Annotated in this window: 25 protein-coding genes and 1 pseudogene; 13 read left to right on the top strand and 13 right to left on the bottom strand. The window is 71.2% G+C overall.

Annotation, left to right across the window (positions count from 1 at the left end):
* The first annotated feature begins 129 nt into the window (after positions 1–129).
* Together OG371_RS07245 and OG371_RS07240 are read left to right on the top strand one after the other, a co-directional pair.
* On the top strand, positions 130–1,308 hold the full coding sequence (locus OG371_RS07245; RefSeq protein ID WP_329066830.1) for a CaiB/BaiF CoA transferase family protein: 1,179 nt from the start codon (positions 130–132) through the stop codon (positions 1,306–1,308).
* 45 nt (positions 1,309–1,353) lie between these two features.
* Positions 1,354–2,622: an aminotransferase family protein gene (locus OG371_RS07240; protein WP_329066828.1), complete on the top strand. Its 1,269-nt coding sequence runs from the start codon at positions 1,354–1,356 to the stop codon at positions 2,620–2,622.
* Positions 2,623–2,667: 45 nt separating this feature from the next.
* Here the strand turns inward: OG371_RS07240 and OG371_RS07235 are convergent, their stop codons facing one another.
* Positions 2,668–3,522 (bottom strand): NAD-dependent epimerase/dehydratase family protein, encoded by an 855-nt coding sequence (locus OG371_RS07235; protein ID WP_329066827.1) that lies wholly within the window; start codon positions 3,520–3,522, stop codon positions 2,668–2,670.
* 127 nt (positions 3,523–3,649) lie between these two features.
* Between OG371_RS07235 and OG371_RS47360 the strand changes: the two are divergent.
* Positions 3,650–4,488 (top strand): annotated as a pseudogene (locus tag OG371_RS47360) (helix-turn-helix transcriptional regulator).
* Positions 4,489–4,521: 33 nt separating this feature from the next.
* Here OG371_RS47360 and OG371_RS07220 read toward each other — a convergent pair.
* From OG371_RS07220 to OG371_RS07205, 4 genes are all read right to left on the bottom strand, one after another.
* A complete protein-coding gene (locus OG371_RS07220; RefSeq protein ID WP_329066826.1) occupies positions 4,522–4,719 on the bottom strand; it encodes a hypothetical protein in 198 nt (65 codons plus the stop codon).
* A 143-nt stretch (positions 4,720–4,862) separates the two neighbouring features.
* The gene (locus OG371_RS07215; RefSeq protein ID WP_329066824.1) at positions 4,863–5,363 is read right to left on the bottom strand and encodes a GNAT family N-acetyltransferase; all 501 of its coding nucleotides are present in this window, start codon (positions 5,361–5,363) and stop codon (positions 4,863–4,865) included.
* Between the two features lie 61 nt (positions 5,364–5,424).
* Entirely contained in the window at positions 5,425–6,987 is a 1,563-nt protein-coding gene (locus OG371_RS07210; RefSeq protein ID WP_329066822.1) for a PH domain-containing protein, read from the bottom strand.
* On the bottom strand, positions 6,984–7,496 hold the full coding sequence (locus OG371_RS07205; protein ID WP_329066820.1) for a PH domain-containing protein: 513 nt from the start codon (positions 7,494–7,496) through the stop codon (positions 6,984–6,986). The genes OG371_RS07210 and OG371_RS07205 overlap by 4 nt, the downstream gene beginning before the upstream one ends.
* Positions 7,497–7,677: 181 nt before the next feature.
* On the opposite strand from OG371_RS07205, the gene OG371_RS07200 reads away from it, so the two are divergent.
* Positions 7,678–8,601, top strand: coding sequence for a proteasome assembly chaperone family protein (locus OG371_RS07200; RefSeq protein WP_329066818.1), 924 nt, complete (start codon positions 7,678–7,680; stop codon positions 8,599–8,601).
* Between the two features lie 342 nt (positions 8,602–8,943).
* On the opposite strand, the gene OG371_RS07195 is transcribed toward OG371_RS07200, so the two are convergent.
* Positions 8,944–9,366: a MarR family winged helix-turn-helix transcriptional regulator gene (locus tag OG371_RS07195; RefSeq protein ID WP_329066816.1), complete on the bottom strand. Its 423-nt coding sequence runs from the start codon at positions 9,364–9,366 to the stop codon at positions 8,944–8,946.
* Between the two features lie 68 nt (positions 9,367–9,434).
* Here OG371_RS07195 and OG371_RS07190 point away from each other — a divergent pair, with 68 nt between their 5' ends.
* Both OG371_RS07190 and OG371_RS07185 read left to right on the top strand, forming a co-directional pair.
* Positions 9,435–9,842, top strand: coding sequence for a PaaI family thioesterase (locus OG371_RS07190; RefSeq protein ID WP_329066813.1), 408 nt, complete (start codon positions 9,435–9,437; stop codon positions 9,840–9,842).
* A gap of 48 nt (positions 9,843–9,890) precedes the next feature.
* Entirely contained in the window at positions 9,891–10,799 is a 909-nt protein-coding gene (locus OG371_RS07185; protein ID WP_329066811.1) for a class I SAM-dependent methyltransferase, read from the top strand.
* Here the strand turns inward: OG371_RS07185 and OG371_RS07180 are convergent.
* Positions 10,774–11,751, bottom strand: a complete 978-nt coding sequence (locus tag OG371_RS07180; RefSeq protein WP_329066809.1) for an MCE family protein — start codon at positions 11,749–11,751, stop codon at positions 10,774–10,776. The genes OG371_RS07185 and OG371_RS07180 overlap by 26 nt on opposite strands.
* 97 nt (positions 11,752–11,848) lie before the next feature.
* Between OG371_RS07180 and OG371_RS07175 the strand changes: the two genes are divergently transcribed.
* Positions 11,849–12,835, top strand: a complete 987-nt coding sequence (locus OG371_RS07175) for a helix-turn-helix transcriptional regulator (RefSeq protein ID WP_329066806.1) — start codon at positions 11,849–11,851, stop codon at positions 12,833–12,835.
* A gap of 53 nt (positions 12,836–12,888) precedes the next feature.
* Positions 12,889–13,860: a magnesium transporter CorA family protein gene (locus tag OG371_RS07170; protein WP_329066805.1), complete on the top strand. Its 972-nt coding sequence runs from the start codon at positions 12,889–12,891 to the stop codon at positions 13,858–13,860.
* Positions 13,861–13,888: 28 nt separating this feature from the next.
* Here the strand turns inward: OG371_RS07170 and OG371_RS07165 are convergent, their stop codons facing one another.
* The 3 genes from OG371_RS07165 to OG371_RS07155 form a co-directional block, all read right to left on the bottom strand.
* Entirely contained in the window at positions 13,889–15,541 is a 1,653-nt protein-coding gene (locus tag OG371_RS07165) for an amidohydrolase (RefSeq protein WP_329066803.1), read from the bottom strand.
* On the bottom strand, positions 15,538–16,638 hold the full coding sequence (locus OG371_RS07160; RefSeq protein ID WP_329066802.1) for a class I SAM-dependent methyltransferase: 1,101 nt from the start codon (positions 16,636–16,638) through the stop codon (positions 15,538–15,540). The genes OG371_RS07165 and OG371_RS07160 overlap by 4 nt, the downstream gene beginning before the upstream one ends.
* A 128-nt stretch (positions 16,639–16,766) precedes the next feature.
* Complete coding sequence (locus OG371_RS07155) at positions 16,767–17,294, bottom strand: DUF7010 family protein (RefSeq protein ID WP_329066801.1); 528 nt, start codon at positions 17,292–17,294, stop codon at positions 16,767–16,769.
* 253 nt (positions 17,295–17,547) lie between these two features.
* Here OG371_RS07155 and OG371_RS07150 point away from each other — a divergent pair, with 253 nt between their 5' ends.
* On the top strand, positions 17,548–18,018 hold the full coding sequence (locus tag OG371_RS07150) for a hypothetical protein (protein ID WP_329066799.1): 471 nt from the start codon (positions 17,548–17,550) through the stop codon (positions 18,016–18,018).
* Between the two features lie 18 nt (positions 18,019–18,036).
* On the opposite strand, the gene OG371_RS07145 is transcribed toward OG371_RS07150, so the two are convergent.
* Both OG371_RS07145 and OG371_RS07140 read right to left on the bottom strand, forming a co-directional pair.
* Positions 18,037–18,453 (bottom strand): cupin domain-containing protein, encoded by a 417-nt coding sequence (locus OG371_RS07145; RefSeq protein ID WP_329066797.1) that lies wholly within the window; start codon positions 18,451–18,453, stop codon positions 18,037–18,039.
* Positions 18,454–18,457: 4 nt separating this feature from the next.
* On the bottom strand, positions 18,458–19,552 hold the full coding sequence (locus tag OG371_RS07140) for a reverse transcriptase family protein (RefSeq protein ID WP_329066795.1): 1,095 nt from the start codon (positions 19,550–19,552) through the stop codon (positions 18,458–18,460).
* A gap of 54 nt (positions 19,553–19,606) precedes the next feature.
* Here OG371_RS07140 and OG371_RS47355 point away from each other — a divergent pair, with 54 nt between their 5' ends.
* A complete protein-coding gene (locus OG371_RS47355; RefSeq protein WP_442876086.1) occupies positions 19,607–20,194 on the top strand; it encodes a GNAT family N-acetyltransferase in 588 nt (195 codons plus the stop codon).
* A 96-nt stretch (positions 20,195–20,290) separates the two neighbouring features.
* Positions 20,291–21,703 carry a hypothetical protein gene (locus OG371_RS07130; RefSeq protein WP_329066793.1) on the top strand — a complete coding sequence of 471 codons (1,413 nt, stop codon included), beginning with the start codon at positions 20,291–20,293 and terminating at the stop codon, positions 21,701–21,703.
* Positions 21,704–21,754: 51 nt separating this feature from the next.
* Here the strand turns inward: OG371_RS07130 and OG371_RS07125 are convergent, their stop codons facing one another.
* Positions 21,755–23,140 (bottom strand): class I adenylate-forming enzyme family protein, encoded by a 1,386-nt coding sequence (locus tag OG371_RS07125; protein ID WP_329066792.1) that lies wholly within the window; start codon positions 23,138–23,140, stop codon positions 21,755–21,757.
* A 67-nt stretch (positions 23,141–23,207) separates the two neighbouring features.
* Between OG371_RS07125 and wzm the strand changes: the two genes are divergently transcribed.
* Together wzm and OG371_RS07115 are read left to right on the top strand one after the other, a co-directional pair.
* Positions 23,208–24,122, top strand: coding sequence for a galactan export ABC transporter permease subunit Wzm/RfbD (gene wzm, locus OG371_RS07120; RefSeq protein ID WP_329066791.1), 915 nt, complete (start codon positions 23,208–23,210; stop codon positions 24,120–24,122).
* 140 nt (positions 24,123–24,262) lie between these two features.
* The gene (locus tag OG371_RS07115; protein ID WP_329066789.1) at positions 24,263–25,360 is read left to right on the top strand and encodes a glycoside hydrolase family 3 N-terminal domain-containing protein; all 1,098 of its coding nucleotides are present in this window, start codon (positions 24,263–24,265) and stop codon (positions 25,358–25,360) included.
* Positions 25,361–25,369: the final 9 nt, after the last annotated feature.

Below are 25,369 nucleotides of genomic sequence, written 5' to 3'. Positions count from 1 at the left end.
GCGCAACTCTGCACAAACTCACTCAACAATCAACATCACACACAGGTTCGCCGTCAAGCGGCCGTTGGTAGGGAATCCGGGCTTCGCGAGGTAGAAAGGAGATCAAGCCCGAACCGCGAGGAGCCGTGCATGCCCGAGGTCCGTCCACTCGACGGGATCAAGGTCGTTGACCTGTCCCGGATCCTCGCCGGGCCGTACTGCACGCAGTACCTCGGCGAGATGGGCGCGGACGTGGTCAAGGTCGAGCCGCCAGGACACGGCGACGACACCCGGCTGTGGGGGCCGCCGTTCGTCGGCGAGGGGGACGACGCGGTCTACTTCCTCGCGGCGAACCGGAACAAGCGCGGGATCGTGCTCGACCTCAAGAGCGAGCGCGGCCGCGAAGCCGTCCGCCGGCTGCTGGCGGACGCCGACGTGCTCGTCGAGAACTTCCGCCCGGGCACGCTCGAGAAGTGGGGCCTGTCCTACGCCGAGCTGTCGGCGCTGAACCCGCGGCTGATCCACGTGTCGATCACCGGGTTCGGCCAGACCGGGCCGTACCGCGACCGGCCGGGTTACGACCTCGTCGCGCAGGCGATGGGCGGCGTGATGGGGCTGACCGGCGAGCCGGACGGCGCGCCCGCGAAGGTGGGCCTGCCCGTCGCCGACCTGAACGCGGGCACCTGGGCCATCATCGCCGTGCTGATGGCGTTGCAGGCCCGGCACACGACCGGGCGCGGCCAGTACCTCGACGTCTCGCTGCTCGACGCCCAGCTCGCCTGGCACGTCTACGCCGCCGGCGCGCATTTCTACGACGCGCCGCGGCCGCGCCGGATGGGCTCGGCGCACCCCAGCATCGTCCCGTACCAGGCGTACCACGTGTCCGACGGCTGGCTGATCGTCGCGATCGGCAGCGAGAAGCTGTGGCGCGCGCTGTGCCGGGTGCTGGAGCTGGACATCGCCGAGGGCCCGAAGTTCGCCACCAACGCTGCGCGCGCGGCGAACCGCGACGAGCTGAACGCCCGGCTGGGCGAGGTGCTCGTGACGCGTACCGTCGAGGACTGGATGAAGACCTTCGACGCGGCGAGCATTCCGGCCGCGCCGATCAACGACATCGACGACGTGTACGCCGACCCGTGGGCGGCCGAGCGGGACCAGGTCGTGCGGCTGCCGCACCCGACCGTCGGGACCTACCTCGGCAACGGGTTCCCGATCAAGGCGTCGGACACCCAGCCGAGGCCGACGTCCGCGCCGCCGACGCTGGGCCAGCACACCGCCGAGGTGCTGGCCGAGCTGGGTTATTCCGCGGCGGAGATCGCGGAGTTCTGACCCGCCCTTACTGTGATGCCGGCCCCGAATCCGAGGAGGAAAGACATGGCCGACCAGCCGCTGAACCCCCTGTGGCACCCGTTCGCGGACATGGGCGCCGTGGACGGCGACCGCATGATCATCACCCGCGGCGAGGGCTCGTACGTCTGGGACGACGCGGACCGGAAGTACTTCGACGCGACCGCTTCGCTCTGGTACGCCAACTTCGGCCACGGGCGGCCGGAAATCACCCGCGCCGTGACGGCCCAGCTCGAGAAGCTCGACTCGTACAACCTCTTCGGCTACTACGCGAACGAGCCGGCGCTGGAGCTGGCTTTGCGGCTTTCCGCGCTGGCGCCGACGCCGGGGTCCAAGGTGTTCCTCGGCTCCGGCGGCGGCGACGTGGTGGACACGGCGGTGAAGATCGCCCGCGCGTACTTCGCGAACACCGGGCGGCCGTCGAAGACCCACGTGATCGGCCGGGTGCAGGGGTACCACGGCACGCACGGGTTCGGCACGGCCGTCGGCGGGATTTCCGTGAACGCCCAGGGTTTCGGGCCGCTGCTGGAGGGTTTCTCGCACATCGCGTACGACAGCGCGGCGGCGCTGGAAGCCGAGATCCAGCGGCTCGGCGCCGACCAGGTGGCCGCGTTCTTCTGCGAGCCGGTGATCGGCGCGGGCGGGGTGCTGCTCCCGCCGGAGGGCTACATCGAGGAGGTCGCGGCGATCTGCCGCCGGCACGACGTGCTGTTCGTGGCGGACTGCGTGATCGCCGCGTTCGGCCGGCTGGGCACCTGGTTCGGCATCGACCGCTGGGCCGTGCAGCCGGACCTGATCACCACCGCGAAAGGCATCACCGGCGGGACCGTGCCGCTGGCCGCGCTGCTGGTCGCGCCCCACGTCGCGGAGCCGTTTTTCACGGGTGAGCCGGGCGCCCCGGCGCTGCGCCACGGCCCGACGTACTCGGGCCACCCGGTCGCCTGCGCCGCCGCGAACGCGACCCTGGACATCTACGAGCGCGACAACCTGATTCCCCGCGGCCGCGAACTGGAGAAGCCCCTCGCCGACGCCCTCGCGGATGCCGCCGTCCACCCGTTGGTCGGCGAAGTCCGCGCCGGGCTGGGCTTTCTCGCCGCGGTCGAGCTGAGCGCGGAAACGCTCGCGGCGGATCCTGGTGCGCCGGGTCGGCTCCAGCGGCTGATCCGTGAGGAGGGTGTGCTGGTTCGTCCGGTGGCCAAGGGCATTGTGGTGTCTCCGCCGTTGATCGCTGCGGAGCCGGAGCTGGACATGTTGGCGGCTGCGTTGCCGAAGGCGTTGGACCGGCTGAAGTCCTGAGCCCCGGCCCGGCCGTCACCGTTGTCCGGTGGCGGCCGGTCCCGGTTACAGCAGCCCGGCTTCCCGCGCCGTCCACACCGACGGGACCAGCGGGCGGTAGCCCAGTTCGCGGCGGATCCGGGTCGTCGACATCACGCTGTGCCACGGGTCCGGGGTTTCCTTGGCGGACGCCTCCGGCGGCACCTCCAGGCCGTGGAACTGGAAGAGGTCGGCCATGGTGACCGGGGCGTCGTCGGCGATGTTGTAAACGCCGTGGGCCCCGGGTGCGTAGAGCAGCCGCTGCAGACCCTGGGCCACGTCCAGGTGATGGCCCATGTGCAGGCGCTGCATGGCGGGCCAGTTCGCCGCGTGCTTCATCACGTCGCCCAGGTGCGGATCGCCGTCGCCGTAGACGAACGGCAACCGGCCGATGCGCAGGTCGCCGAGGCCGTCCATCGCCTTGAGCGCCTGCTCGGCCTCCCATTTAGACTCGGGGTAGGCACCCCAGAGATGGTCGCCCGGCACCGTCTCGTCGTCCTCGACCAGCGCCCGGCCGCGGCCCGAGCCGTATACGAGCCCGGTGCTGACCTGCACGAATCGCCGTACCCCGGAGGCCACCGCGGCCCGGCCGAGCTCGATGGCCGCGCCCCGGTTGACCGCGCGCGCCTCCTCGTCCGGCACCCCGCGGAACGCGGCGGCGACGTTCACCACCGCGTCCACGCCCGCCGTCGCCTTGCCGAGCACTTCCGCATCACGCAGGTCGCCGATCAGCACCTGGGCGCCGAGCTCGGCGAACCGTTCGCCGCGCGCCGCGTCCCGAACCAGCACCCGCACCTCGTCGCCGGGTGCCGCGCTCTGCAGCAGGCGCGGCACGAACCGGCGTCCGACCTGGCCCGTCGCTCCCGTCACCAATGTCAGCACGGCTGCCTCCTCGTTGTCGTAACCATGAGCCCAGCGTGCGGGCAACGCGGCGGCGGCGGGAGAGACGCGCTTGTCCAGGGACTTGCTCTCCCTGGATACGCGTCCGGGCGCGGAGGATCATGGCACCGTGGACCGAATCGAACTCGCCGACTTCCTGCGCCGCGCCCGCGCGCGTCTGAGCCCGTCCGACGTGGGCCTGAACGCGGGTCCGCGGCGCCGGACGCCGGGGCTTCGCCGCGAGGAGGTGGCGCAGCTGGCGGGGATGTCCGCGGACTACTACACGCGCCTGGAGCAGCGCCGCGGCTCCCACCCGTCACGCCAGATGCTGGTCGCCCTCGCCCGCGCGCTACGGCTCACCGACGTCGAACGCGACCACCTGTTCCACCTGGCCGGCGACGAGCCGCCGCGGCCCGGCGGCTCCTCGGACCACATCCGCCCCGGACTGCTGCTGATCCTGGATCGCCTCCACGACCTGCCGGCTTCGGTGATGAGCGATTGGGGCGAACTGCTCGCGCAGAACGCCATGTCCGTGGCACTGGCTGGCGACCACACCGGGACGAACATGATCCGCCGCTGGTTCCTGGTGCCGGGCGCACGGGATCTGGCCCCGCCCGAGAAGCACGAGGCGCACGCCCGCGCGCACGTGGCGAGCCTGCGTGCGGTCACCGCGGCCCGCCCGGACGACCCCGGGCCGCCCTGGTGGCCGAACTCCGTGCTGCCTCAACGGAATTCGAGGCTCTGTGGGAGTCGCACGACGTCGTGGTCCGCCGCCCCTCGCCGAAGAGTTTCCGGCACCCGGTGGTCGGCGCCCTCGACCTCGACTGCGAGGTACTGCTCAGCGACGGCCACAGCCAGCAGCTCATCGTGCATTCGGCGCAGCCCGGCACGGAGACGTACGAACGCCTTGAACTTCTGCGGGTCGTCGGCCTCCAGGACCTGGCCCCGGCTCGCGGCCCTGAGCAGTGACCACGGATTCCCGGCTGCACAAGGGATTCCGCCTTACTGAGACGTCATCCGCCACACCGGCACGTTGACGACCGCCCCCGACACCTGCGGCAGCCCCGCCTCACCCGGGACCACGGTGAAGTCCCATTTGTCGATGCCGCCGCCCATGATCTCGGCGTAGCGGCGGGCGCCGTCCGCGTTGGCGAAGCGGACCTGCTGGCCGTTGGTGAGATGGGTGATCTTGACCGCCACGCTGCCTCCTCGTAGTGGGAGCCGGCCCGCGGAGCTTCCCCCTCCGGGACCGGCTCGACCAGTAGAACACGTGTTCGAATCAGCTCGCAAATCGGGTCCCCCGCGCGGGCGACCCAAGTCGCCCGGGTGGGTAAAACCGCAGGTCAGCGGTTGCGGATCATGGCCACGCGCGGCCACTCGTCGAGGCCGCGCGAGATCTCCGTGGCGCGGATTTCCCGCAGCTCGGGGCCCAGTTCCGCGCTCGGCAGGACGCGGAAGCCGAGCCTCGTGTAGTAGGGCGCGTTCCACGGCACCTCGGTGTACGTGGTGAGGGTCAGCGCGGGCAGCCCGAGCCGGCCGGCCCACTCGTCCGCCGTCTCGATCAGCTCGCGCCCCAGCCCGCGGTGGGCGTGGCTCGGCCGCACCGAAACCTGCTCGATGTGCCCGCGCCCATCCACCACCTCCGCGATGAGGTACGCGACCACGCGCCCGGCGTCCTCGGTGACCCAGCACCGCCCGTCCGCCTGGAACGGCGTGAGTTCCTCGATCGACCACGGCTCGTCGTCGGCGATCTTCGCCATGCCGACGTCCCGGAACAGCACGCCGGCGGCCCGTTCGAGTTCGCGGAGCACAGGCAGGTCTTCCGGACGCGCGAGACGGGTCATGACCCATTCCTACCGCGCGGGACCACCACGCGGAACTGCTTTCGAGGGCCCGGAAACGGCTTCAGGACTCGGCGATCAGGAACTGGCTCAGCAGCCCCGGCACGGCGCGGTCGGCGAGCGCCAGCCCGTCGGTCTCGTCGACGTCCAGCACGTGGTAGTGCCCCCTGCCCGCGGCGATCGGCGCCACCACCGTGATCAGCCCGGCCCGCCGCTGGAAAAACGAGCGGTGCACGACAATGCCGGTCAGCTTGTCGCGGCGGACGGCGACGGTGTTGCGTGCCAGCGAGCCCGAGCGCGTCACCAGGTACTTGCCGGCCAGCGCGTGGCCCAGCGTCCGGTAGCGGTCCCAGCCCACGAGCACCGCGAACGGCAGCAGCACCAGGGCCGCCTGCCACGGCCACGCGGGCAGGAAATTGATCCACGCCAACAGGAACAGCGCCGCGGCGAGCAGCAGCACGCCCGTCACGGCGCGGGTCAGCCGCCGCGTCAGCGCCCGCCGCGGGTGCCGCACGAGCGGGACGGCGGCGATGTCCTCGTTCAGCACGTCCGCCACCACTTCGTGCACCCGCCCGATCGGCGCCGGCGGCAGGAGCAGCCCGCCGCCCTTGTCCGCGCCCTTGCCCTCGCGCAGCCCGGCCGCCACGGCGACGCACTTCGCGCCGCCGACCATCCGCAGCGGCAACGGTTCCTTCACCTCGACGCCGCGCAGCCGGTCCTCCTCGATGGAGACCGACCGCGTGGTGACCAGGCCGCGCCGGATGTGCAGCGTGCCGCCGTCCTCGCGGGTGAGCCGGAAGTTCCAGAACGACAGCACGTAGCCGCCGATCGAAAGTGCCGCCACGATCAGCAGCAGCCCGACCGCCGTGGGCAGCACGACCAGCCACGTCGGCGCGGCGGTGTACTGCTGGGCCAGCTCGCGCAGCGGCCCGTAACGCAGCGGGTCCAGGTGCAGCTCGTGCACGAAGTGGTACAGCGTGCCGACGATCGCGCCGACCACCGCGATGCCGGACAGCGTGAACGGCGCGTACCGCAGCCACCGCTTGTCGACGGCCGCGACCAGCCGCTCCGGCGGGCCGGTTTCGGCGTCGGTGCTCGCTTCAGCGTTCGTGGTGGAGGTTTTCCGGTGCAGCAGAAGGGTTCTCAGCCGCTGGGCCTCCGCGCCGGTGACGGCGTCCAGCACCAGCTCGTCCTTGCCCGGGCCCTTGCCGTGCGAGTGCCGTCCGGTGCCGATCCGCACGGCGGCGAGGGAGAACAGCCGGTGTTTCGGCTCCGACATGACGTCGACGGTGCGGATCCGGTCGCGCGGCACGGCGCGCTGTTTGCGCAGCAGCAGCCCGGTGTGCCACTCGACCTGCGTCGCGGTGACGCGATAGCGCGAGGTGAGGCAGTGCGAGATGCCGACGGCCACGGTCACGGCGGTCGCGGCGAGCCCGATCCACTGCCAGTTGTTGCCGTGCCCGAGCACCAGCGTGCCGATCAGCAGGGGCAGCGACCGCACCACGTCCAGCACCGGGCGGATGAGCAGCATGCGGCGGTCGAGCCGGTGCCACGGCGCGCCGGCCGTGCCCTCGCCGCCCGCGTCCGGGATGGGCGGGGTGGTCTCCGCGGTGGTCACGCCGGTCATGTCGCGTCGCCGGGGGAGGCCTGCGTGGTGCGGGTCAGCTCGTCGGCCAGCTCCACCGCGCGCTCGTGGTCGAGCCCGGAGATGTGCAGCGGCCCGGCGGCCGACGCCGTGGTCACGGTGATCTTGGCCAGCCCGAACAGCTGCTCGATCGGCCCGCGCTCGAGGTCCACGGTCTGGATCCGCGAGATCGGCGCGATCCGCCACTCCTGCTTCAGCCAGCCGGACTGCGTGTACACCGCTTCGCCGGTGACCTCCCAGCGGTGCACGCGGTAGCGCCACTGCGGCATCACGATCAGGTGCGCCGCGGCGAGCACACAGCAGATCGTCAGCGTCACGGACAGCCACGACGGCGGGTCGTCGCTGGTCGCCACCACCACCGCCTGGATGCCGATCACGACGATCCAGCCGATCGCCGCGGACACCGTCCACTGGCCGACGGCTTTGCGGCTCACCCGGTGCGCCGGTGGGCGCAGACGCAGGCGCAACGTGCTGGTGTTCTCTACGGTCACCTGCTCAGCGTGCCTGACTCCGTGAAGATATGGCCACGACAAGTGTCATCATGCCCCGATCCGGGGCCCGGGTGAGTGCGTGGCGTTACTATTTCGGCCACGTGGGTGGAATGGAATCGCGGTTGTGCCGCGTTGTACTCCGATACGTCCGTGTACGACAGCGAGCAGCAGGAGGATTCCGGTGGGGTTCGATCCCGAGGAACTGTACGAGGTGGATTCGGACGTCCCCGACCTGTCCGGTGCCGTGCTCCTGCACTTCTTCGAAGGCTTCATGGACGCGGGTTCCACCGGCCGGCTGGTCACCGACCACCTGACGAACGAGGTCAAGGGCCGCGTGATCGCGCGGTTCGACGTCGACCGGCTGATCGACTACCGCTCCCGCCGCCCGCCGATGACCTACGCGGTGGACCACTGGGAGGACTACGAGGCGCCCGAGCTGACCGTCCGGCTGATGCACGACACCGACGGCACGCCGTTCCTGCTGCTGTCCGGTCCGGAGCCGGACCACGACTGGGAGCGCTTCGCCACCGCGGTCAAGCAGCTGGTGGAACGCTGGGGCGTGCGCCTGACCGTCGGTTACCACGGCATCCCGATGGGCACCCCGCACACGCGCCCGCTGGGCGTCACGGCCCACGCGACGCGCGGTGAGCTGGTGGGCGACCACCAGCCGCTGCCCAACCGCATGCAGGTGCCCGGCAGCGTCGCGGCGCTGATCGAGTTCCGCCTCGGCGAGCTGGGCCACGACGCGATGGGCTTCGCCGCGCACGTGCCGCACTACCTGGCCCAGTCGGCCTATCCGTCGGCCGCGCTGAAGGTCTTCGAGGCCCTTGGCCGCGCGACTGGTCTGAACCTGCCCGACGGCGAGCTGCGCGCGGCCGCCGACGTGGCCACCGCGGAGATCGACCGCCAGGTCTCGGAGTCCGACGAGGTCGCCGACGTGGTGCGCGCGCTGGAGCGCCAGTACGACACGTTCGTCGAGGCCGCCGCGCACGACAGCCTGCTCGCGGAGTCCAAGGAGCACATGCCCACGGCGGAGGAGCTGGGCTCGCAGTTCGAGCGTTTCCTCGCCGAGCAGCAGGGCGGCAGCGAGTCCCCGGACCGGTAACGCGCCGCTGAGTCGTGAGTGTTCATGACGGTTCTAACCGTCATGAACACTCACGACCGGGCCCGCCGCCGCGTCCCGCGATAGGCGATCGCCGCGGATCGCAGTGTTTGCCAGGCCCACCAGGCGCGTGCCGTCATGGTCACCACGGTGCCATGGTCGGGGCTGGAAGTTTCCAGGGAAAAACGAGCAGGGGTGCAGGGGGTGACGCCTGGGCCACACCCTGCTACGGCGGCCATTCGGCTGCAGCAGGGTGGGTGACGCTCTGAAGGTCACCTTGAGGGACCTGGATGCCCTCAAGGTGACCTTCAGAGCATCCGAGGCCCGGGTGGGCCAGGGCCGCTGCTATAGCCCCCAGTCGGCTAGCCGCTGCAACGCGGCCGCCGTACGCGTGTAGTCGGAGTCCCCGACCAGTGCCCGTAGCTCGGCATTGACCCGGTCGACCTCAGGCCGAGCCCGAACGAGCGCCCGGGCGCCCGCGTCGGTCAGCTCCAGGACCACCGCCCGGTGCTGCCGAGGATGCGGCCGTTTCGCGATCAGCCCACCCTCCACCAACCGCCCGATCATCGCCGTCACCGCCGATTCCCGTTGGCCCAGCTCCGCGGCCAGTTCGCGTTGGGTGAGCCCGGGCCGGTCCTGGACGGTGAACAACGCTCCGAGCTGGGCCGTCGTGATGCCGGCGGCGGCGAGGCAGCGCCGGTCGCCGGTTACGCGGAGCTGGTGGGCAGCCCGTTGCAACAAAAAGAACAGGCGCTGGTCGTCGGACATGGCCCCGATCTCGACAGTGCGGCTCGCCGGGCGCCATCCTCACTTCACTACTGAAGTGAGGAGCCTCGATGGATCTCGCCGCCGCTCGTGCAGGGCTCGCGTCGCAGCCGTTCTCCGTTTTGCTCGGCGCTCGGCTGACGGAGTTCGGCGACCGCCGCGCGACGATCGAGCTCGACATCCGCGAAGAGTTGCGACAGCAGAATGGCTACGTCCATGGCGGGGTGCTCGCGTACGCCGCGGACAACACCCTCACGTTCGCCGCCGGCGCCGTTCTCGGCCCGGCCGTGCTGACCGCTGGCTTCACCATCGACTACCTCAAGCCCGCCGGCGGTCCGAAGCTGCGGGCCGAAGCCGTGGTCGTCCAGTCCGGCCGCTCGCGCGCGACCTCCCGCTGCGATCTGTACACAGTGGACGAAGACGGCACGTCGGCACTGTGCGCCGTGGCGCAGGGGACAGTCGTCGTTACCCGCGGGTAGACCGCCCCGCGCCGAGGTGGCCGATTGCCCGTTGTGTACCGTCCGTGAATGGACCATCAGCGCGAAGATCGTTTGACTGCAAGGACTTTGAGCGGGGCCCTGCGGCGCAAGGCGGGCACGGTGCTGCGCCGCGCCGCCGCCCGGCTGCATGACCCGTACACCGATCAGCTGAACGGAATGCAGGACCAATTGGGCCGGATGCGCGAACAGCTGCGCGCCGAGATCGTCCAGCAGGGTGACCGGCTCCTCGACCGGGTGGTCGAGTTCGAGATCCGCAGCCGCCGCGACATCGTCTACGCCGGCGACCAGGACGCGGCGCTGGAGAGCAACATCTTCGCCCGCGAAAGCCTGATCGGCGCCAAGCATTTCGGCAGCCCGCCGGAGACGCTGAAGTTCGCGCTTTCGCTCGCGCCGACCGGGGGCATGGCGCTGGAATTCGGGGTCGCGTCGGGAAACACCTTGCGTACCATCGCGGGCGCGCGCGGCGGCGTCGAGGTTTACGGCTTCGATTCGTTCGAGGGCCTGCCCGAAGCGTGGCTGAACGGCATGCCCGCCGGCGCCTTCGCGCGTGACGACCTGCCGGACGTCCCCGGTGCCGAACTCGTGGTGGGCCTGTTCGCCGACAGCCTCCCGGGATTCCTGGAAAAGCACCAGGGCCACGTCGATTTCCTGCACGTGGACGGCGACCTGTACAGCTCGGCCAAGACCGTGCTGGACCTCGTCGGCCCGCGCCTGCGACCGGGCAGCATCGTGCACTTCGACGAGTTCTTCAACTTCCCGGGCTGGAAGCGGCACGAGTACCGCGCCTGGATGGAGCACGTCGAGAAGACCGGCGTCGAGTTCACCTACGAGGCCTACACCTACAACGACAACCAGGTGACCGTGCGCATCACCGGCGTGCCCGGCCTCGACCGGCCCGCGGCCGACGACGTCAGCCGAAGCACCCCGGCTCGTTGAGCGGCCCGACCGAGGGCGGCAGCAGGCCGCACAGGTAACCGTCGATCCAGCGGCCGTTGCCGGACAAGTTGGTGGCGAAGCGGATGAACGGCGCGAACGCCTGAATGCCCTTGGCGAGTGAGTCCTGGTTGCGTTGCAGCAGCGACGTGAGCTGATCGAGCTGGGTGAGCACGGGGCCTAGCGTGTGGTCGTTGTCCTCGATCAGGCCGGACAGCTGGGTCGCGAGTTCGCGTGAGCCGCCGAGCAGGGCGGAGATCGCGGACTCGCGGCGGCGGACCTCGTCGAGCAGCTGGTTGCCGTCGGTGAACAGGCGCTGGACCTCCGCGTCGCGGTCGGCCAGCGTGGACGAGACCTGCCGGGTGTTCGCGAGCAGCTGCGTCAGCCCGCGGTCGCGCGAGGCGATGGTGTCCGACAGCCGGGAGAGCCCGCCGAGCGTGGTTCGCACGTCCGCGGGGGTGTTCGCGAACGTCGCGGTGATGGCCTCGAAACTCCGCGCGAGCTGCCCGGTGTCGATGTTGTCCACGGTCGCGGAAAGCTGCTGGAACGCCGGGAGCAGGTCGTACGGCACGGTGGTGCGGGAACTCGGGATCGGCTGGTCCGGGTCGAGGGTGCCGCTGCCCTCGGGGTCCAGCGCGAGGTACTTCTGGCCCAGCACGGTCTTGAGCTTGATCGCCGCGCCGGTGGTGTCGCCGAGCCAGGCGCCCTTGACCTTGAACGAAACCCGCACGCGCGCGCCGTTCAGGCCGATCGCCGACACGCGGCCGACCTTCACCCCGGCGATGCGCACGTCGTTCCCGGCCTGCAGGCCGGCGGCCTCGGTGAACTCCGCCGCGTACGTGGTGCCGTCGCCGATCACGGGCAGGTCCGGCGCGTTCAGCGCGGTGACGAAGGCCAGCGCCAGCACGACGAGCCCGATCAGCGCGGTCCGGACGGGGTTCTCGGGGGTTCTCATCGCCGGACATAGTCCCTTCGCCCGATGGGGTGACGCCAGTCACACCACTCGATCGGCGGAGACCGTTTTTGTCGGTGGGCGCCGCCACACTGGGGCCATGAGAGCGAGCCGGCTGGTGTCCGCCCTGCTGCTCCTGCAGGCCCGCGGCCGGCTGACCGCGGGGCAGCTGGCCCAGGAGCTGGAGGTCTCCGTGCGCACGGTTTATCGCGACATGGAGTCGCTGGCCGCGGCGGGCATCCCGCTGTACGGCGAGGCGGGCCACGACGGCGGCTACCAGCTGGTCGAGGGCTACCGCACGCGGCTGACCGGGCTCACCGCCGGTGAGGCGGAGGCGTTGTTCCTGGCCGGGCTGCCGGACGCGGCGGCCGACCTCGGGCTCGGCGGGGTGCGGGCGACCGGGCGGCTCAAGCTGCTCGCCGCGTTGCCCGAGGGCCTGCGCGAGCGCGCCGGTCATGTCCAGGCGCGCTTCCACCTCGACACCGCGGGCTGGTACGCGCAGCGCGAGGCCGTGCCGCACCTGGCGGCGGTGGTCGAGGCGACGTGGCAGGGCCGGTTGCTGCGCCTGCGTTACCGGCGCTGGGCGGAGCCGCGGGAGGTGGTCCGCACGGTGGAGCCGTACGGCGTGGTGCTCAAAGCCGGCAGCTGGTACCTGGTGGCGGGCGTCGGCGGCGCGGCGCGCACCTACCGCGTCTCGCAGATCGAGGCCGCCGAAGTGCTCGATGCCGGGTTCAGCCGGCCGGAAAGCTTTGTGCTGGAACAACACTGGGCCGCGTACCTGGCCGATTTCGAGGCCCGGCGGCTGCGCGCCGAGGCCGTGCTCCGGCTGTCTCCGGAGGTGTTCGCGAACATCGCCGACTTGCTGGAGCCGGTGCAGGCCGCAGCGGCACGCGAGACGGCGGTGCCCGAGCCCGGCGGCTGGGTGCGCGTGGTCGTCCCGATCGAGTCGGTGGACCACGCCGCGCGCGGCTTCCTGGGGCTGGGCGAGGGTGCCGAAGTCGTGTCGCCGCCCGAGCTGCGTGACCGAATGGCCGGAATCGTCGAGACGCTGGCCGCGGTGTACGGGAGGAGCATGGCGCGGGTCTGACCGCTGCCGGGTACGTTCGGCGGAACTGAACCCCCGGTGGAAGGCGGAAGGTCGTGGCGTACACGCGGGTTTACCGCGAAGGCGTGCTGGCGGAGCGGGATTTCCCGGTCGAGCGGGTCTCGGACTACCTGCAGGACCCGTCGGCCACGGTGTGGCTCGACTTCTGCGAGCCGACCGAGGCGGACCTCGCCGCGATCAGCGAGGAGCTGGGCCTGCACGCGCTGGCCGTCGAGGACGCGGTGCACGAGCATCAGCGGCCGAAACTCGACCGGTATGAGACGCATGCGTTCCTCACCGCGTACTCGGCGCATTTCGACCCCGAGAGCGGGGCGGTCACGCGGTCGGAGCTGGCCGCGTTCATCACCCCGCGCGCGCTGGTCACCGTGCGCAAGGACGACGGCTTCGACATCGAGGCCGTCGCCGCGCGCTGGGACTCGTCGGCGGACCTGGCGAAATCCGGCATTTCCTTCCTGCTGCACGGATTGCTCGACTATGTCGTCGACGGGCACTTCGAGAGCGTGCAGGCGCTCGACGAGCAGATCGAGGCCCTGGAGGACCTGGTCTTCGACGAGCGGCCCGACCAGCGGGAGCTGCAACGGCGCTCGTTCCGGCTGCGCAAGAGCCTCACCACGCTGCGCCGGGTCGTGCTGCCCATGCGCGAGGTGGTGAACGCGCTGATGCGCCGCGACCAGCACCTGGTCGACGACGTGATGATGCCGTACTTCCAGGACGTCTACGACCACGTGCTGCGCGCGTCGGAGTGGACGGAGTCGTTGCGGGACCTGGTGGCGACCGTGCGCGAGACCCAGCTGAACCTGCAGGGCAACCGGCTGAACCTGATCATGAAGAAGGTCACCAGCTGGGCCGCGATCATCGCGGTGCCCACGGCGGTGACCGGGTTCTACGGGCAGAACGTGCCGTATCCGGGTTTCCAGACGATGTCCGGGTTCTGGGTGTCCACAGTGGTCATCGTGCTGCTTTCGGTGGCCCTGTACGCCTCGTTCAAGCGTCGCGACTGGCTGTGATCTCAGATCCTTTGTGGACGGTGGGCGGTCAAGACCGGTGGACTTCGACGCCGTCCGCGTAAGTCCGCGCCACCCGAGCCGCCGCGATCTGCTCGGCCGGGCCGTCGAACGGGTCGCGGTCGAGCAGCACCAGGTCGGCCGCCTTGCCGACGGAGATCGAGCCCGTGACGTGGTCGAGGTGGTTCACAGCAGCGGAGCCTGCGGTGTACGCGCGCAAGGCCGTCGCGAGCGGAATTGCCTGCTCCGGCCCGAGCGCGGGAGTGCCCGCCGGGGCGTCCGGCGCGACGCGGGTGACGGCGACGTGGACGGCGGCGAGCGGGTCCGGGCTGCTCACCGGCCAGTCGCTGCCCATCGCGAGCGCCGCGCCGGTGCGTAACAGGTCGCCGAACGGGTACTGCCAGCCGGCGCGCGGATCGCCCAGGAACGGCAGCGTGAGTTCGTCCATCTGCGGCTCGTGGGCCGCCCACAGAGCCTGGAGATTCGCGGTGACGCCGAGCCGGTGGAACCGCGGCACGTCGTCGGGATGCACCACCTGGAGGTGCGCGAGGTGGTGGCGCCGCGCCGAAGCGCCGTTGGCGGCGATCGCGGCTTCGATCGCGTCGAGGACTTCGCGGACCGCGCGGTCGCCGATCGCGTGGTAGTGCACCTGGAAGCCGGTCGCGTCGAGCGCGATGGTGACCTCGCGGAGCAAATCGGGTTCGAGGAAGCTGATGCCGTGGTTGCCGGTGGCCCCGCCGCAGCAGTCCAGGTACGGCTCGAGCATCGCGGCGGTGAACGTTTCGACGACGCCGTCCTGCATCACCTTGACCGTGCCGGTGCGGTAATTCCGGCCGTCCGTGGCGGCGCGGATCGCGGCGAGCCGCGCGACCTGTTCGGCCACCTGCGAACGCGGGCACGAGCGGTCCCACCACAAAGCTCCGGCGACCCTCGCCGTGAGGCGGCCGTCGAGATCGGCGCGGCGGTACGACTCGTGCGCGGACGGGCCCGGCTCGTGCACCGTCAGGAGGGCGTCCTGCCAGCTGGTGATGCCGTGGGCGTGGAGGTGGCGCTGGGCCTCGGCCAGCGCCGCGTCGAGATCCTCCTGGGTGTCCTCGGGAGCGACCGCGCGGACGAGGTCGGCAGCGCCCTCGTGCAGCAGGCCGGTGGGCTCGCCGTCGGCGTCACGCTCGATGCGGCCGTCCGCGGGATCCGGGGTGCCGCGGGTGATCCCGGCCCGCGCCAGCGCCGCCGAACTGGCCCAGCTGGAGTGGTGATCGCGGTTGGGCAGCAGCACGGGACGGTCCCCGGCGACCGCGTCCAGCACTTCGCGGTGCGGCCGGCCGCCGGGGAACGCCTCCATCGCCCAGCCGCCGCCGAGGATCCACTCACGCCCGGGATGGCGGCGGGCGTAATCGCCGATGATTTCGACGTACGCGGCCACGGTGGTCGCGCCGGAGAGGTCGCAGCGGATGCGCTCGAGCCCGCCCATCACGGGGTGCACGTGCGCGTCGCCGAAGCCGGGCAGCAGAAGCCGTCCGTCCAGCTCCACGACCTCTTCGGCCTCGTGCAGATACGGCGCCACCGTGTGGTCGCCTCCCACCGCGACGATCCGCCCGCCGGCCACCGCGACCGCGGACGCGACGGTCCCCGCGGCGTCCGCGGTGAAGACGCGGCCGCCGCGGAAGACCCTGGTCGTGCTCATCCCGCCATTGTGCTGGGTTTCAGCCGCCACAACGAGGTGACTTCGGCGGCCCGCAAGGCGTGCAGCGGGTCGGCGGGATCAAGCGCCCGGCGGTGCCGCGGTGCGGTGTCCAGCCGTCCGACGACCTTCATACCCGCCCGGTCGATCCGGCCCAGCAACTCCTCGCGGGTGCGAAGACCGGCCAGCTCGGCGAAATCCGAGAGGATCAGCCAGGCCTCGCCGTCCGGTTCGAGGTGGCGCGGCAGCCGGTCGAGGAACGCCCGCAGCATGCGGCTGCCCGGGTCGTACACCGCGGCGTCGAGGGCCGACGCCGCCCGTCCCGGCAGCCACGGCGGGTTGCACACCACCAGCGGCGCCCGGGCCCGCGCCGGGAAGACGTCGGCCTCGGTGACCGTGACCCGCCCGGTCAGTCCCAGCCGCGTCAGGTTGTCCTCGGCGCACGCGACCGCGCGGGCCGAGGAATCCGACGCGAGCACCGACGGCACCCCGCGGCGGGCCAGCACCGCCGCGAGCACGCCGGTCCCGGTGCCGATGTCCAGCGCGGTCCGCGCCCCCGTGGGCAACGGAGCCCGCGCCACCAGATCGACGTATTCACCGCGGACGGGCGAAAACACCCCGTGATGCGGATGGATCCGCGCGCCGAGCGCGGGCACGAGCACGCCCCGGCGCCGCCACTCGTGCGCCCCGATCAGGCCGAGCAGATCGCGCAGCGAGCAGAGGAAAGCCCGCTCCGTCGAACACCCCGCCTCGACGCACGCCGCTCGGACGTCCGGGGCCCGGGAGGTGGTCAGCCGGGCGCCCGGTTCCAGGCGCACCAGCAGTTTCCCGAGGATCCGCGCCCGGAGAGCTCGGGCTTCCCGGTGCCGCCGGAACGCCTCGGCCGGGGCGAGGTCCGCAGAAGGCCGCGGGAGCCTGCGGTCCAGCGCCGTCAGCAGCCGGCGGGCGCCCGGGAAGCTGCCCGTCCAGAGGAAACCGGTCCCGGCCGTCGCCAGGCGGTAGGCGCTCGCGGCCGGGAGGGTGTCGTCGGCCGTGATCACCCGCCGGGGTGGTGGGGCGCCGGTTTCGGAGTACCACGAACAGCCCGGAAAACCGGGCATGGGTGAGTCCAGCAAAAGTCTCCACTTCCACGCGTCAGAGAACAGTCCACGAAGTCGCGCGCCGCGAGGGCGCGGCCGACTAGCGGACTGCGTGCGCGTGGATGGGTACGACCATGGGCGTCAGGGTATCAGCGCCCGGCGCCTGGCCACGGCGCGTCGACGAAGCCCGCGGCCGCGGCGGCCCACAGGGCGAGCGCGCCGCCGAAGCCGGGCAGTCCGAGCCAGGCCCAGGCCTGCCCGGTGCCGCCGAGGACCACGGCGAGCGCGGCCAGCAGGCACAGGGCCGCGGCGAGCACGAGGAAGCGGCGGGAGCCGAAGATCCGGTAGAACGGGAGGAAATGCAGTCCGACGCACAGCAGCACCCAGGCCGGCACCGCGTCGGGCCGCTCGAGAACGCTGCCGAGCACCCGGGAGCCCGCGATGATGGCGGCCACCATGATCACCACGACCACGCCGTACCGGCGGCCGAACGGGCCCCGGCCCGCGGAGCCGGACGGCAGCTCGGCCCCGCGCCGTCCGATCAGGAACGCCCAGACCGCGAAAGCGAGCACGATGGCCACGTCCAGTCCACGCAGGACCCCGGTGGCGTCGGGGATCGTCGTGGCCCCCGCGAACCACCACGCGGCGCCGAACAGGACGCCGATGGAAGAGCTCACCAAGAGCGTGATCAAATGGTCTCTGGTGAGAGGTTTGTCCGACATGGTGCCCCCGGTGCCGACGATCTTGCCCGAACCTACTCCTGGAAACCGCCGGGTGGGGCCGTTCGGGCCGACCCCGGAGCACACATCGTGACCGCTAGCCTTCTGGTAGGTGAACGCGTTAGGGCATTCGATGTATCTGCCGCGCCGCCCGAGGGTCCTACTCAAGAGGTACGGCCGGGTGCAGTCCCGGCCGTAGGGGGAGGGTGTTGTGAAGGAACTCGATGACGTGGCGTCCCGCGGCGAAGACTATCTCACCCGCCAGCAGCGCGCGTTGGCCGAAGCGGTGGTCGCGGGGGCCGGCGACCGCAGCTTCCGGCTGGCCGAGCACCTCGCCGCGGAGGGTGGCGTGCGCCGGTCCGACATCCTGGCCGCGACCTCGCTTTTCCTGGCGTACCGGGCATTCCGGGACGGAAAGACCGACGAGGCGAAGCGTTTCATGACCCGGCTCCGCGAGCAGGACCGCGACAGCATCAAGCTCGTCCGGCACCTGGTGCGGCTCGAGGCCGCCCGGGCCAAGGGCTGGCTGCCGAAGGCCCAGTACGACGAGCTGCTCTCCTACGCCTGGCGCGAGAAGCGCTTCGACCTCGTGCTGCGCGCGGGCAAGATCGAGTCCCGCGACGTCGCGTCCACCGGCAGCTGGGCCGAGCTGGAGCGCAAGTACAACCCGCTGCTCACCTGAGGTCCGTCCATTGTGGTCTCAACGCGGGTTGTTGCGGGCCATGAACGAAGCGGCGTCGCCCTGCTCCGGATCGACGAACACGATGTCGTCGGGCCGGCGGCGGGGCACGTCCACGGACAGCACGACCAGCGGGTGCTCGGTGATCCGCGGGAACCCGTGCACCTTGGTCTTCGCGAAGCTGAGGAACATCCCCGGCCGCGCTTCGTACTCCTGGCCGTCGAGGTGGAACGTGCCGCGGCCGCTCACCACATACAGGTGCTCGTCGCATTCGGTGTGGTAGTGCAGCGGCAGCTCCCGGTAGATCCGGAAGATCCGCGCGCTCGCCGACGGCTTGTCCACGAAGTACTTGTCCACCAGCATGGTTTCGGCGGTCTCCGGCAGCTGCGCCAGCTCGGCGAAGACGTCGAAGACGCTCTCGGTGTTGTCGCTCTCCATGGCTTCAGTCTCCCGCCGTTCCCGGTTCCGCGCGCCACTCGATCCGGTCGAACAGCGCCTTGAGCTTCTCCCCGCGCGCCCGGCTCGTCGCCGCGATCCAGCCGATCCGGCCGAGCAGGTGGGCGCGGAAGTCCGGGTGCCCGGCGCGGTTCTGCGCGGCCGGGCCGGTGCGGGCGCAGTTGTGCAGCACCGCGCGCAACTCGTCGTAACTCGCGCGCGTGGCGGCCGGCGCGCTGTTGACGACGAGGCCCGCCACCCGCTGTTGTTGGTGCGCCGCGGCCACGGACGTCTTGTCCTCGCGCAACCGGAAGCCCTCACTCATGACGATCAGGCGGACGCCGGGCAGCAGCCGGTACAGCGGAAGCCCGGTGTCGCCGGAAAAGGCGAGGTCGTCGGCGTACCGGGTGTAGCGCGCGCCGAGCGTGCGGGCCAGCCCGGCGAGCCTGCGGTCGAGATGGTGCGTCACGGCGTTCGCGACGCTCGGCGAAGACGGCGCGCCCTGCGGGAGGTGGGTGGCCGCGAGACTGTTCAACAGCCGGCTGCGGGCCGGGTCCCGTCGTCCGGCGGGGGCTTCGCGCAGGACGTCGGCGGGGGTGGCCGTGGTCAGGATCCCGGCCAGCGCGGCCGACACGGCGCCGGGGTAGCCCGCCAGCTCAAGCAGGGAGCGGATCCGCCGCGCGGACACCGTCGGGAAGAAGGCTTCGAGGTCCATCCGCACCACGAGCTGCTGCCCGGCGTGCGGCTGCGCGCAGGTGAGAACCGAGCGTCCCGCGCGGAATCCGTGCGCCGCCTCGTGCACCGGCAGCGCGTCGAGCACGTGCCGCCGGACGCGGCGCTGCAACTCCGCCAGCCGCGGTTTCGGCCGCTCGATCAGCCGGATTCCGCCGGACGCCGTGGGAATCCAGCGGAATGAGTAGTGCCGCAGAACGGAATTCGTCCGCCGGTTCCAGCTCCGCGCGTCGGCGAACCAGCCCAGCTCCCCAGGCGTCAAATCCAACGCGGCAGCACACTCGTCGAACGAGGTCCACCGGCTCACCGCCCACCGCCACACCGGCCACGGTTCGAGAAGCGACGCGGAGGTGACTGATTCTCCGTTCATCCGCGCGGTCCTGTACGCGGAGCGTGCCGCGCTCGCGCGGGGCGCTGTGCCTGCGTGTCCTCATGCACCCCGGGGTTACCCCGGAGAGGGTGGTTCTCCACCGGGCTCACCTCCGCGTCGCTGGGATCCACCATAGGCGAAGATCATCGGTATGCCCGAAGTCCGGGCCGTTGGCCCGCCGAGCTCGACGCCGCTCGTCGGTGCTGGCGCCGCGCGAACGTCGCCCGGGGAAAGGTTCCCGGGGCGCAACGGTTCGCGCGGGTGGGCGCGAAGCTCGCGGATCCGGGCGCGTTGGTGGTCGTGGCCATCGAGAGCGCTGAAGTGGTCGGCATGGCGCAGGCCGAGCCGGGCCGCGCCGACGACGGGGCCCTCGATCCCGGTCTCTGCCACGTGTCGATGGTGTTCGTCGACCCCGGCCACTGGGGCCGCGGCATCGGCGGGCAGTTGCTCGACGCCATCGCCGAGGCGGCCCGAGGCCGCGGTCACCAGCGGCTCCAGCTCTGGACCGGCGCGGCAAACGAACGCGCGCTTCGCGTCTACCACCGCAGCGGCTTCCGGAAAACCGGCCGCACCCACCGCCTCGTCACGGGCGAGCCGATCGTCCACCTGACCCGCGAAATTCAGTGTGACCGGCGTCACTAAACCTCTGTGAACCGTTTTCGCGACGGCATCCGTGTACCCGGCATCAAGGCTTCCGGAACTGCCGAAGCCCGGGCTCTTACAGGGGAGAATCCCGAAATGATGCGTATCCGAGTTGCGATGCTCGCTGCCCTAGTGGCGACGGGGGTGGCGGTGCTGAGTGCCTGCGGCTCCACCGCCGGCACGCCGACCGCCGCCGCGCCCGCCGGGAACATCGCGCCGGTCGATTTCCAGACCGGCACCGCGTCGGCCAATGGCGCGCCGCAGAACACCGGCGACTTCGCCGCCCCCGGGGACACCGCCGCGGCCGAGCAGTGGGTGGAGCTGGACGCGGGCTCGGCCGGCAGCTTGAACCCGGTGGTGCTCAACGGAAAGGGCTTCACGCTCTACCGCTTCGACAAGGACAGCCCGAAGCCGCCGAAGTCCACTTGCAACGGTGACTGCGCCAAGACCTGGCCGCCGGTCACGTTGAAGCAGGGCGCCAAGCTCTTCCTCAACGGCGTGGCCCAGTCCGACGTCGGCTTCGTGACGCGTGACGACGGCACCATGCAGGTGACGCTGGGCGGCTGGCCGATCTACAAGTACAGCGGCGACACCCAGGCGGGCCAGACCAACGGCCAGGGCGTGGGCGGCACCTGGTTCGGCGTCACGCCGGAGGGCGCGAAGGCCGGCAAGTCCCAGGAGGGCACCGACCAGGCGACGGGCGTCGGCTACAAAACCGGCACTGCCAAGGAAAACGGCGCGGACCTCACCGCGGGCGACGACTACAAGGGCCCGCGCACGGACGACGCCGCGATGAAGTGGGTCCAGCTCACCCGCGGCTCGGCCGGCGGCCTGAACCCGATCGTCCACGATGGCGCCGGCTTCACGCTGTACCGCTTCGACAAGGACAGCCCGAAGCCCCCGACGTCCAACTGCAACGGTGACTGCGCCAAGACCTGGCCGCCGGTGCTCGTGAAGCCGGGCTCGCGCATCTTCGTCAACGGCGTGGCCACCTCGAAGATCGGCATCCTGACCCGCGCCGACGGCAGCCGCCAGGTCTCCATCGGCGGCTGGCCGGTCTACCGCTTCAGCGGTGACAAGCAGGCCGGCGACACCAACGGCGAGGGCGTCGGCGGCACCTGGTTCGCGGTCTCGCCGACCGGCGGCAAGGTCCTGCCCAAGGGCGGCACCCCGGCCCCGCAGTCCTCGCAGCCGGCCCCCGGCACGTCGGCCCCCGCCTCGGCCCCGGCCGGCTCGGGCACGGTGACCCTCGGCAACGGCAGCGCGATCCTGGACAGCGGCACGAACTTCAGCGAGCCCAACGGTTCCTCCGGCGTCTCGGGCCCGGGCTGCGTCGCGGTTCCGCAGCCGGCGCAGGTCTCCTCGATCAAGCTCGACGGCGGCCCGGTGAAGCTCTGGAAGGGCCCGGGCTGCACCGGCCAGTCGATGGTGATCACCAGCAGCGTCGCGGACCTCGCGACGATCGGCTTCGACAAGCAGGTCGTCTCGATCCGCTTCGGCGACAAGTAAGGCAACACGGCAAGGAGCCGGGGTGCGCACGCACTCCGGCTCCTTGCCGTTTCAGGCGATACCGCGGTCGTGCCCGGCCCAGAACGGCTCGCGCAGGGACCGTTTGTCGACTTTTCCGACGGCGGTCAGCGGCAGCGCCGTGGTGAACTCCACTTCGGACGGTACGAAGTGCTCGCCGCCCAGCTCGGCCCGGACGTGGTCACGCAGTTCGCCCGGCGTCACCGGGCCGCTCGTCACCACCACCGCGTGCACCAGCTCGCCCTCGCCGCCGGGGCCGGGGACGCCGAAAACCGCCGCCGCTTTGACCAGCCGATGGGCGAGCAGCGTGTGTTCCACCGTGGTCGACGCGACTTTCGTGCCGTGCTCGCCGGTTACGATCACGTCGCCGATGCGGTCGGACAGATAGAGGTAACCCTCGTCGTCGAACGAGCCGAGGTCGCCGGTGGGCAGCCAGCCGTCGCCGATCGGGGGCTCGCCCTGGTAACCGTCCATCATGGACAATCCGCGGACAAGGACTTGCCCGGCCTCGATCCGGGCCTCCATGCCCGGCACGATCCGGCCGACGGAGCCGAGCCGTTCGGGCCGCTCGATCAGCTCGTCGGCGGAGATGCTGGCGATCATCGGGGCCTCGGTGAGCCCGTACCCCTGCCCGACCACAGGGCCGAACACGGCCAGTGCGTCAGCCAGCCGTTGTGGCGAGAGCGGCGCGGCGCCGAGCGAAAGTGACCGCACGCTGCTGAGGTCGGTGGTCGACAGCGCCGGGCTGTCCAGCACCGCGGAGAGCCGGGGCGGAGTCAGGGACAGCGACGTGACGCGGTGCCCGGCGATGTCGGAGAGCAGCTGTTCGGCCTGGAAAGCGTTACGCAGCACCACAGTGTTGCCGCAGAGCAGTGCGCCGAGCACGGCCGCGTTGCCGGTCATGTGCGTCAGGGGCGCGGTGACCAGGATGCGGCCCGGCCCGGCCGGGTCCGGCGCGAAGATGTGCGCCATGCCGTCGTAGATGCCGCTGTGCCGGATCAGCTTGGGCGTCCCGGTGGTGCCGCCGCTGGGGAAGACCGTGGTGACGCCGGACGGCAGTGAGTCAGGAGTGGACGGTGTGGCGCCGGATAGCCGGTCGAGATCGTTGTCGGTCAACAGGGTCGCGCCGGTCGACGCGAGGACCGCGGCCCGCGCGGGCCGGCTCGACGACGCGGCCACCAGCAGCACCTCGAAGCCCCGCAGCTGCGCGGCGAGCTGGGCCAGCACGGTTTCCGGCCGGTTGCGGGCGTCGATCGCCACCACGTCGCCGTCGACGTCACCGAGTCCGGTGTGGAGCCGCAACAGGATTTGGTGCGCCTCGCGGTAAGTCGTCACACCGTCTTCGTGGTGGAACAGCACGGCGGAGCCGCCCTGCTCGAGCGCGGCCACTACGCGGGTGAGGAAAAAACTGGGTGCCACCAACGTACCCTAACCGGCGCGTTCGGGTGTGGTGGCCGCGGCGCGGAATCGTCGTTAGGTTGGGTTGATGACCGCCACCCCGACAGCCGCCGTCGATGCCCCGTCGAAGAGCTTCCGGCGGGCGTTCGCGGATCTGGGCGCCGGGCTGCGCGCGCGGGAGCTGTGGGCGATGCTGGCCTGGCAGGACATCCGGCAGCGCTACCGGCGTTCGTCGCTCGGTCCACTCTGGATCACCGTCGGCATGGCCGTGACCGCGCTGGCGCTCGGAGTGGTGAACGCGGCGCTGTTCGGCACGTCCATCTCCACGCTGCTGCCGAGCATCACCACCGGGCTGATCCTGTGGAACTTCATGAACGGCTGCATCGTCGAGGGCTCCGAGGCGTTCATCGCGAACGAGGGCCTGATCAAACAGCTGCCGGCCCCGGTTTCGGTGTACGCGCTGCGCACGGTGTGGCGGCAGGCGCTGTACCTGGGGCACAACCTGATCGTGTACGTAGTGGTGCTGATCGTCTTCTTCGGCAAGCTGAACCACCCGTACCACCTCGTGGACCGGCCCGGCGCGCTGCTGCACCCCGGCTTGAGCTGGGCGGGCCTGCTGGCGATCCCGGCGCTCGCGCTGGTCCTGCTCAACGGCGCGTGGGTGGTGCTGCTGCTCGGCGTGGTGTCCACCCGGTTCCGCGACATCCCGCCGGTGATCCAGAGCTTCATCACGATGCTCTTCTACGCCACGCCCATCATGTGGTCGATGGACCAGGTGCGGGCGATGAACCAGGGCGCCAAGAGCGGGTTCGGCTCGATCGCCGTCGACCTGCTGCAGCTGAACCCGGTGTACCACTTCGTGGAGATCGTCCGGGCGCCGCTGGTCGGCCAGCAGCAGAGCTGGACGCACTGGCTGGTGGCCGGGGTCGTGACGATCGCCGGCTGGGCGCTGGCGCTGGCCGTGCTGCGCAGCTACCGGTCGCGGGTGGCGTACTGGGTCTGACGTCCACTTAGGACTTTCTGCGGCCGAATGGGGGGACCCGTTCGGGCAGATTCCGGACATCCGGCGTGCATCAGCCGGAAAGTTTCCTTCAGCCGTCCGAAGGCGTTACCGTGAACGCCACCTGGAGGGAGCCCCACACCATGAGCCTTGTCACGCCCGGGAAGACCATGCTCGCGCTGGCCGCCGTCGCGGTACTGGCCGGCACCGCGGCCGCCGCCCCCGGCCCGGCCGGACTGACCCCGCAGCAGCTGGCCGGCCAGCGGGTGATCTATTCCTACCCCGGCCTCACCCCGCCGGACACGCTGCTGCAGCGCATCCGCGCCGGCGAGGCGGCGGGGGTCATCTTCTTCGGCGAGAACGTCCAGAGCAGCCAGCAAATCGCCGGTGTCGTGCAGCAGCTGCGCGCGGCCGCCGCGCAGAGCCCGGTGCACCGGCCGCTGCTGCTGATGACCGACCAGGAGGGCGGCAAGGTCCGGCGGCTGCCGGGCGAGCCGACGCTGTCGGAGAAGCAGGTGGGCCAGGCGGCCGATCCCGAGGCCGCGGCGCGCGCCGCCGGAACCGGCGCGGGGGAGAACCTCAAGAGCGTCGGGATGAACGTGAACCTCTCGCCGGTGCTGGACGTCTACCGGCAGGCGGGCAACTTCATCGACCAGTTCGGCCGCTCGTACAGCAACGACCCGGGCACGGTTTCGAAGCTGGGCTACGACTTCATCACCGCGCAGCAGGCCGCGGGCGCCGCTGCCACGGCGAAGCATTTCCCCGGTCTCGGCGCGGTTCCGGCCGGCGCGAACACCGACGTCGGCCCGGTGACGTTGAACATGCCGCTCTCGGAGCTGCGCGCGAAGGACGAAGCGCCGTACCCGGCCGCTGTCAGCGCGTGGGTGAACATGGTGATGCTGTCGTGGGCGGTGTACCCGGCGCTGGACGCCAGCCGTCCGGCCGGGCTGTCGCCGACCGTCGTCGAGCGGGAATTGCGGCAGCACAACAACTTCCACGGCGTCACGATCACCGACGCGCTGGAAGCCGGTGCACTGAAGGATTATGGCGCCACGGGCAACCGCGCGACGCTCGCGGCCAAGGCGGGGATGGACTTGATCCTGGCGTCCGCCCGTGACGTGCAGCAAGGGGACGACGCGGTCAGCGCGCTCGCCGCCGGGCTGACCGACGGGAGCCTCCCGCGGGCCGACTTCACCGCCGCCGTCGACCGGATTTCCTCGCTACGGGGCCAATTGCACTGAATCCGGCGA

It is taken from the genome of Amycolatopsis sp. NBC_01480, from assembly GCF_036227205.1.
Lineage (GTDB): Bacteria > Actinomycetota > Actinomycetes > Mycobacteriales > Pseudonocardiaceae > Amycolatopsis.
The sequence above is the reverse complement of the archived record's forward strand: the minus strand, read 5'-3'. Positions and strand labels throughout refer to the sequence as shown.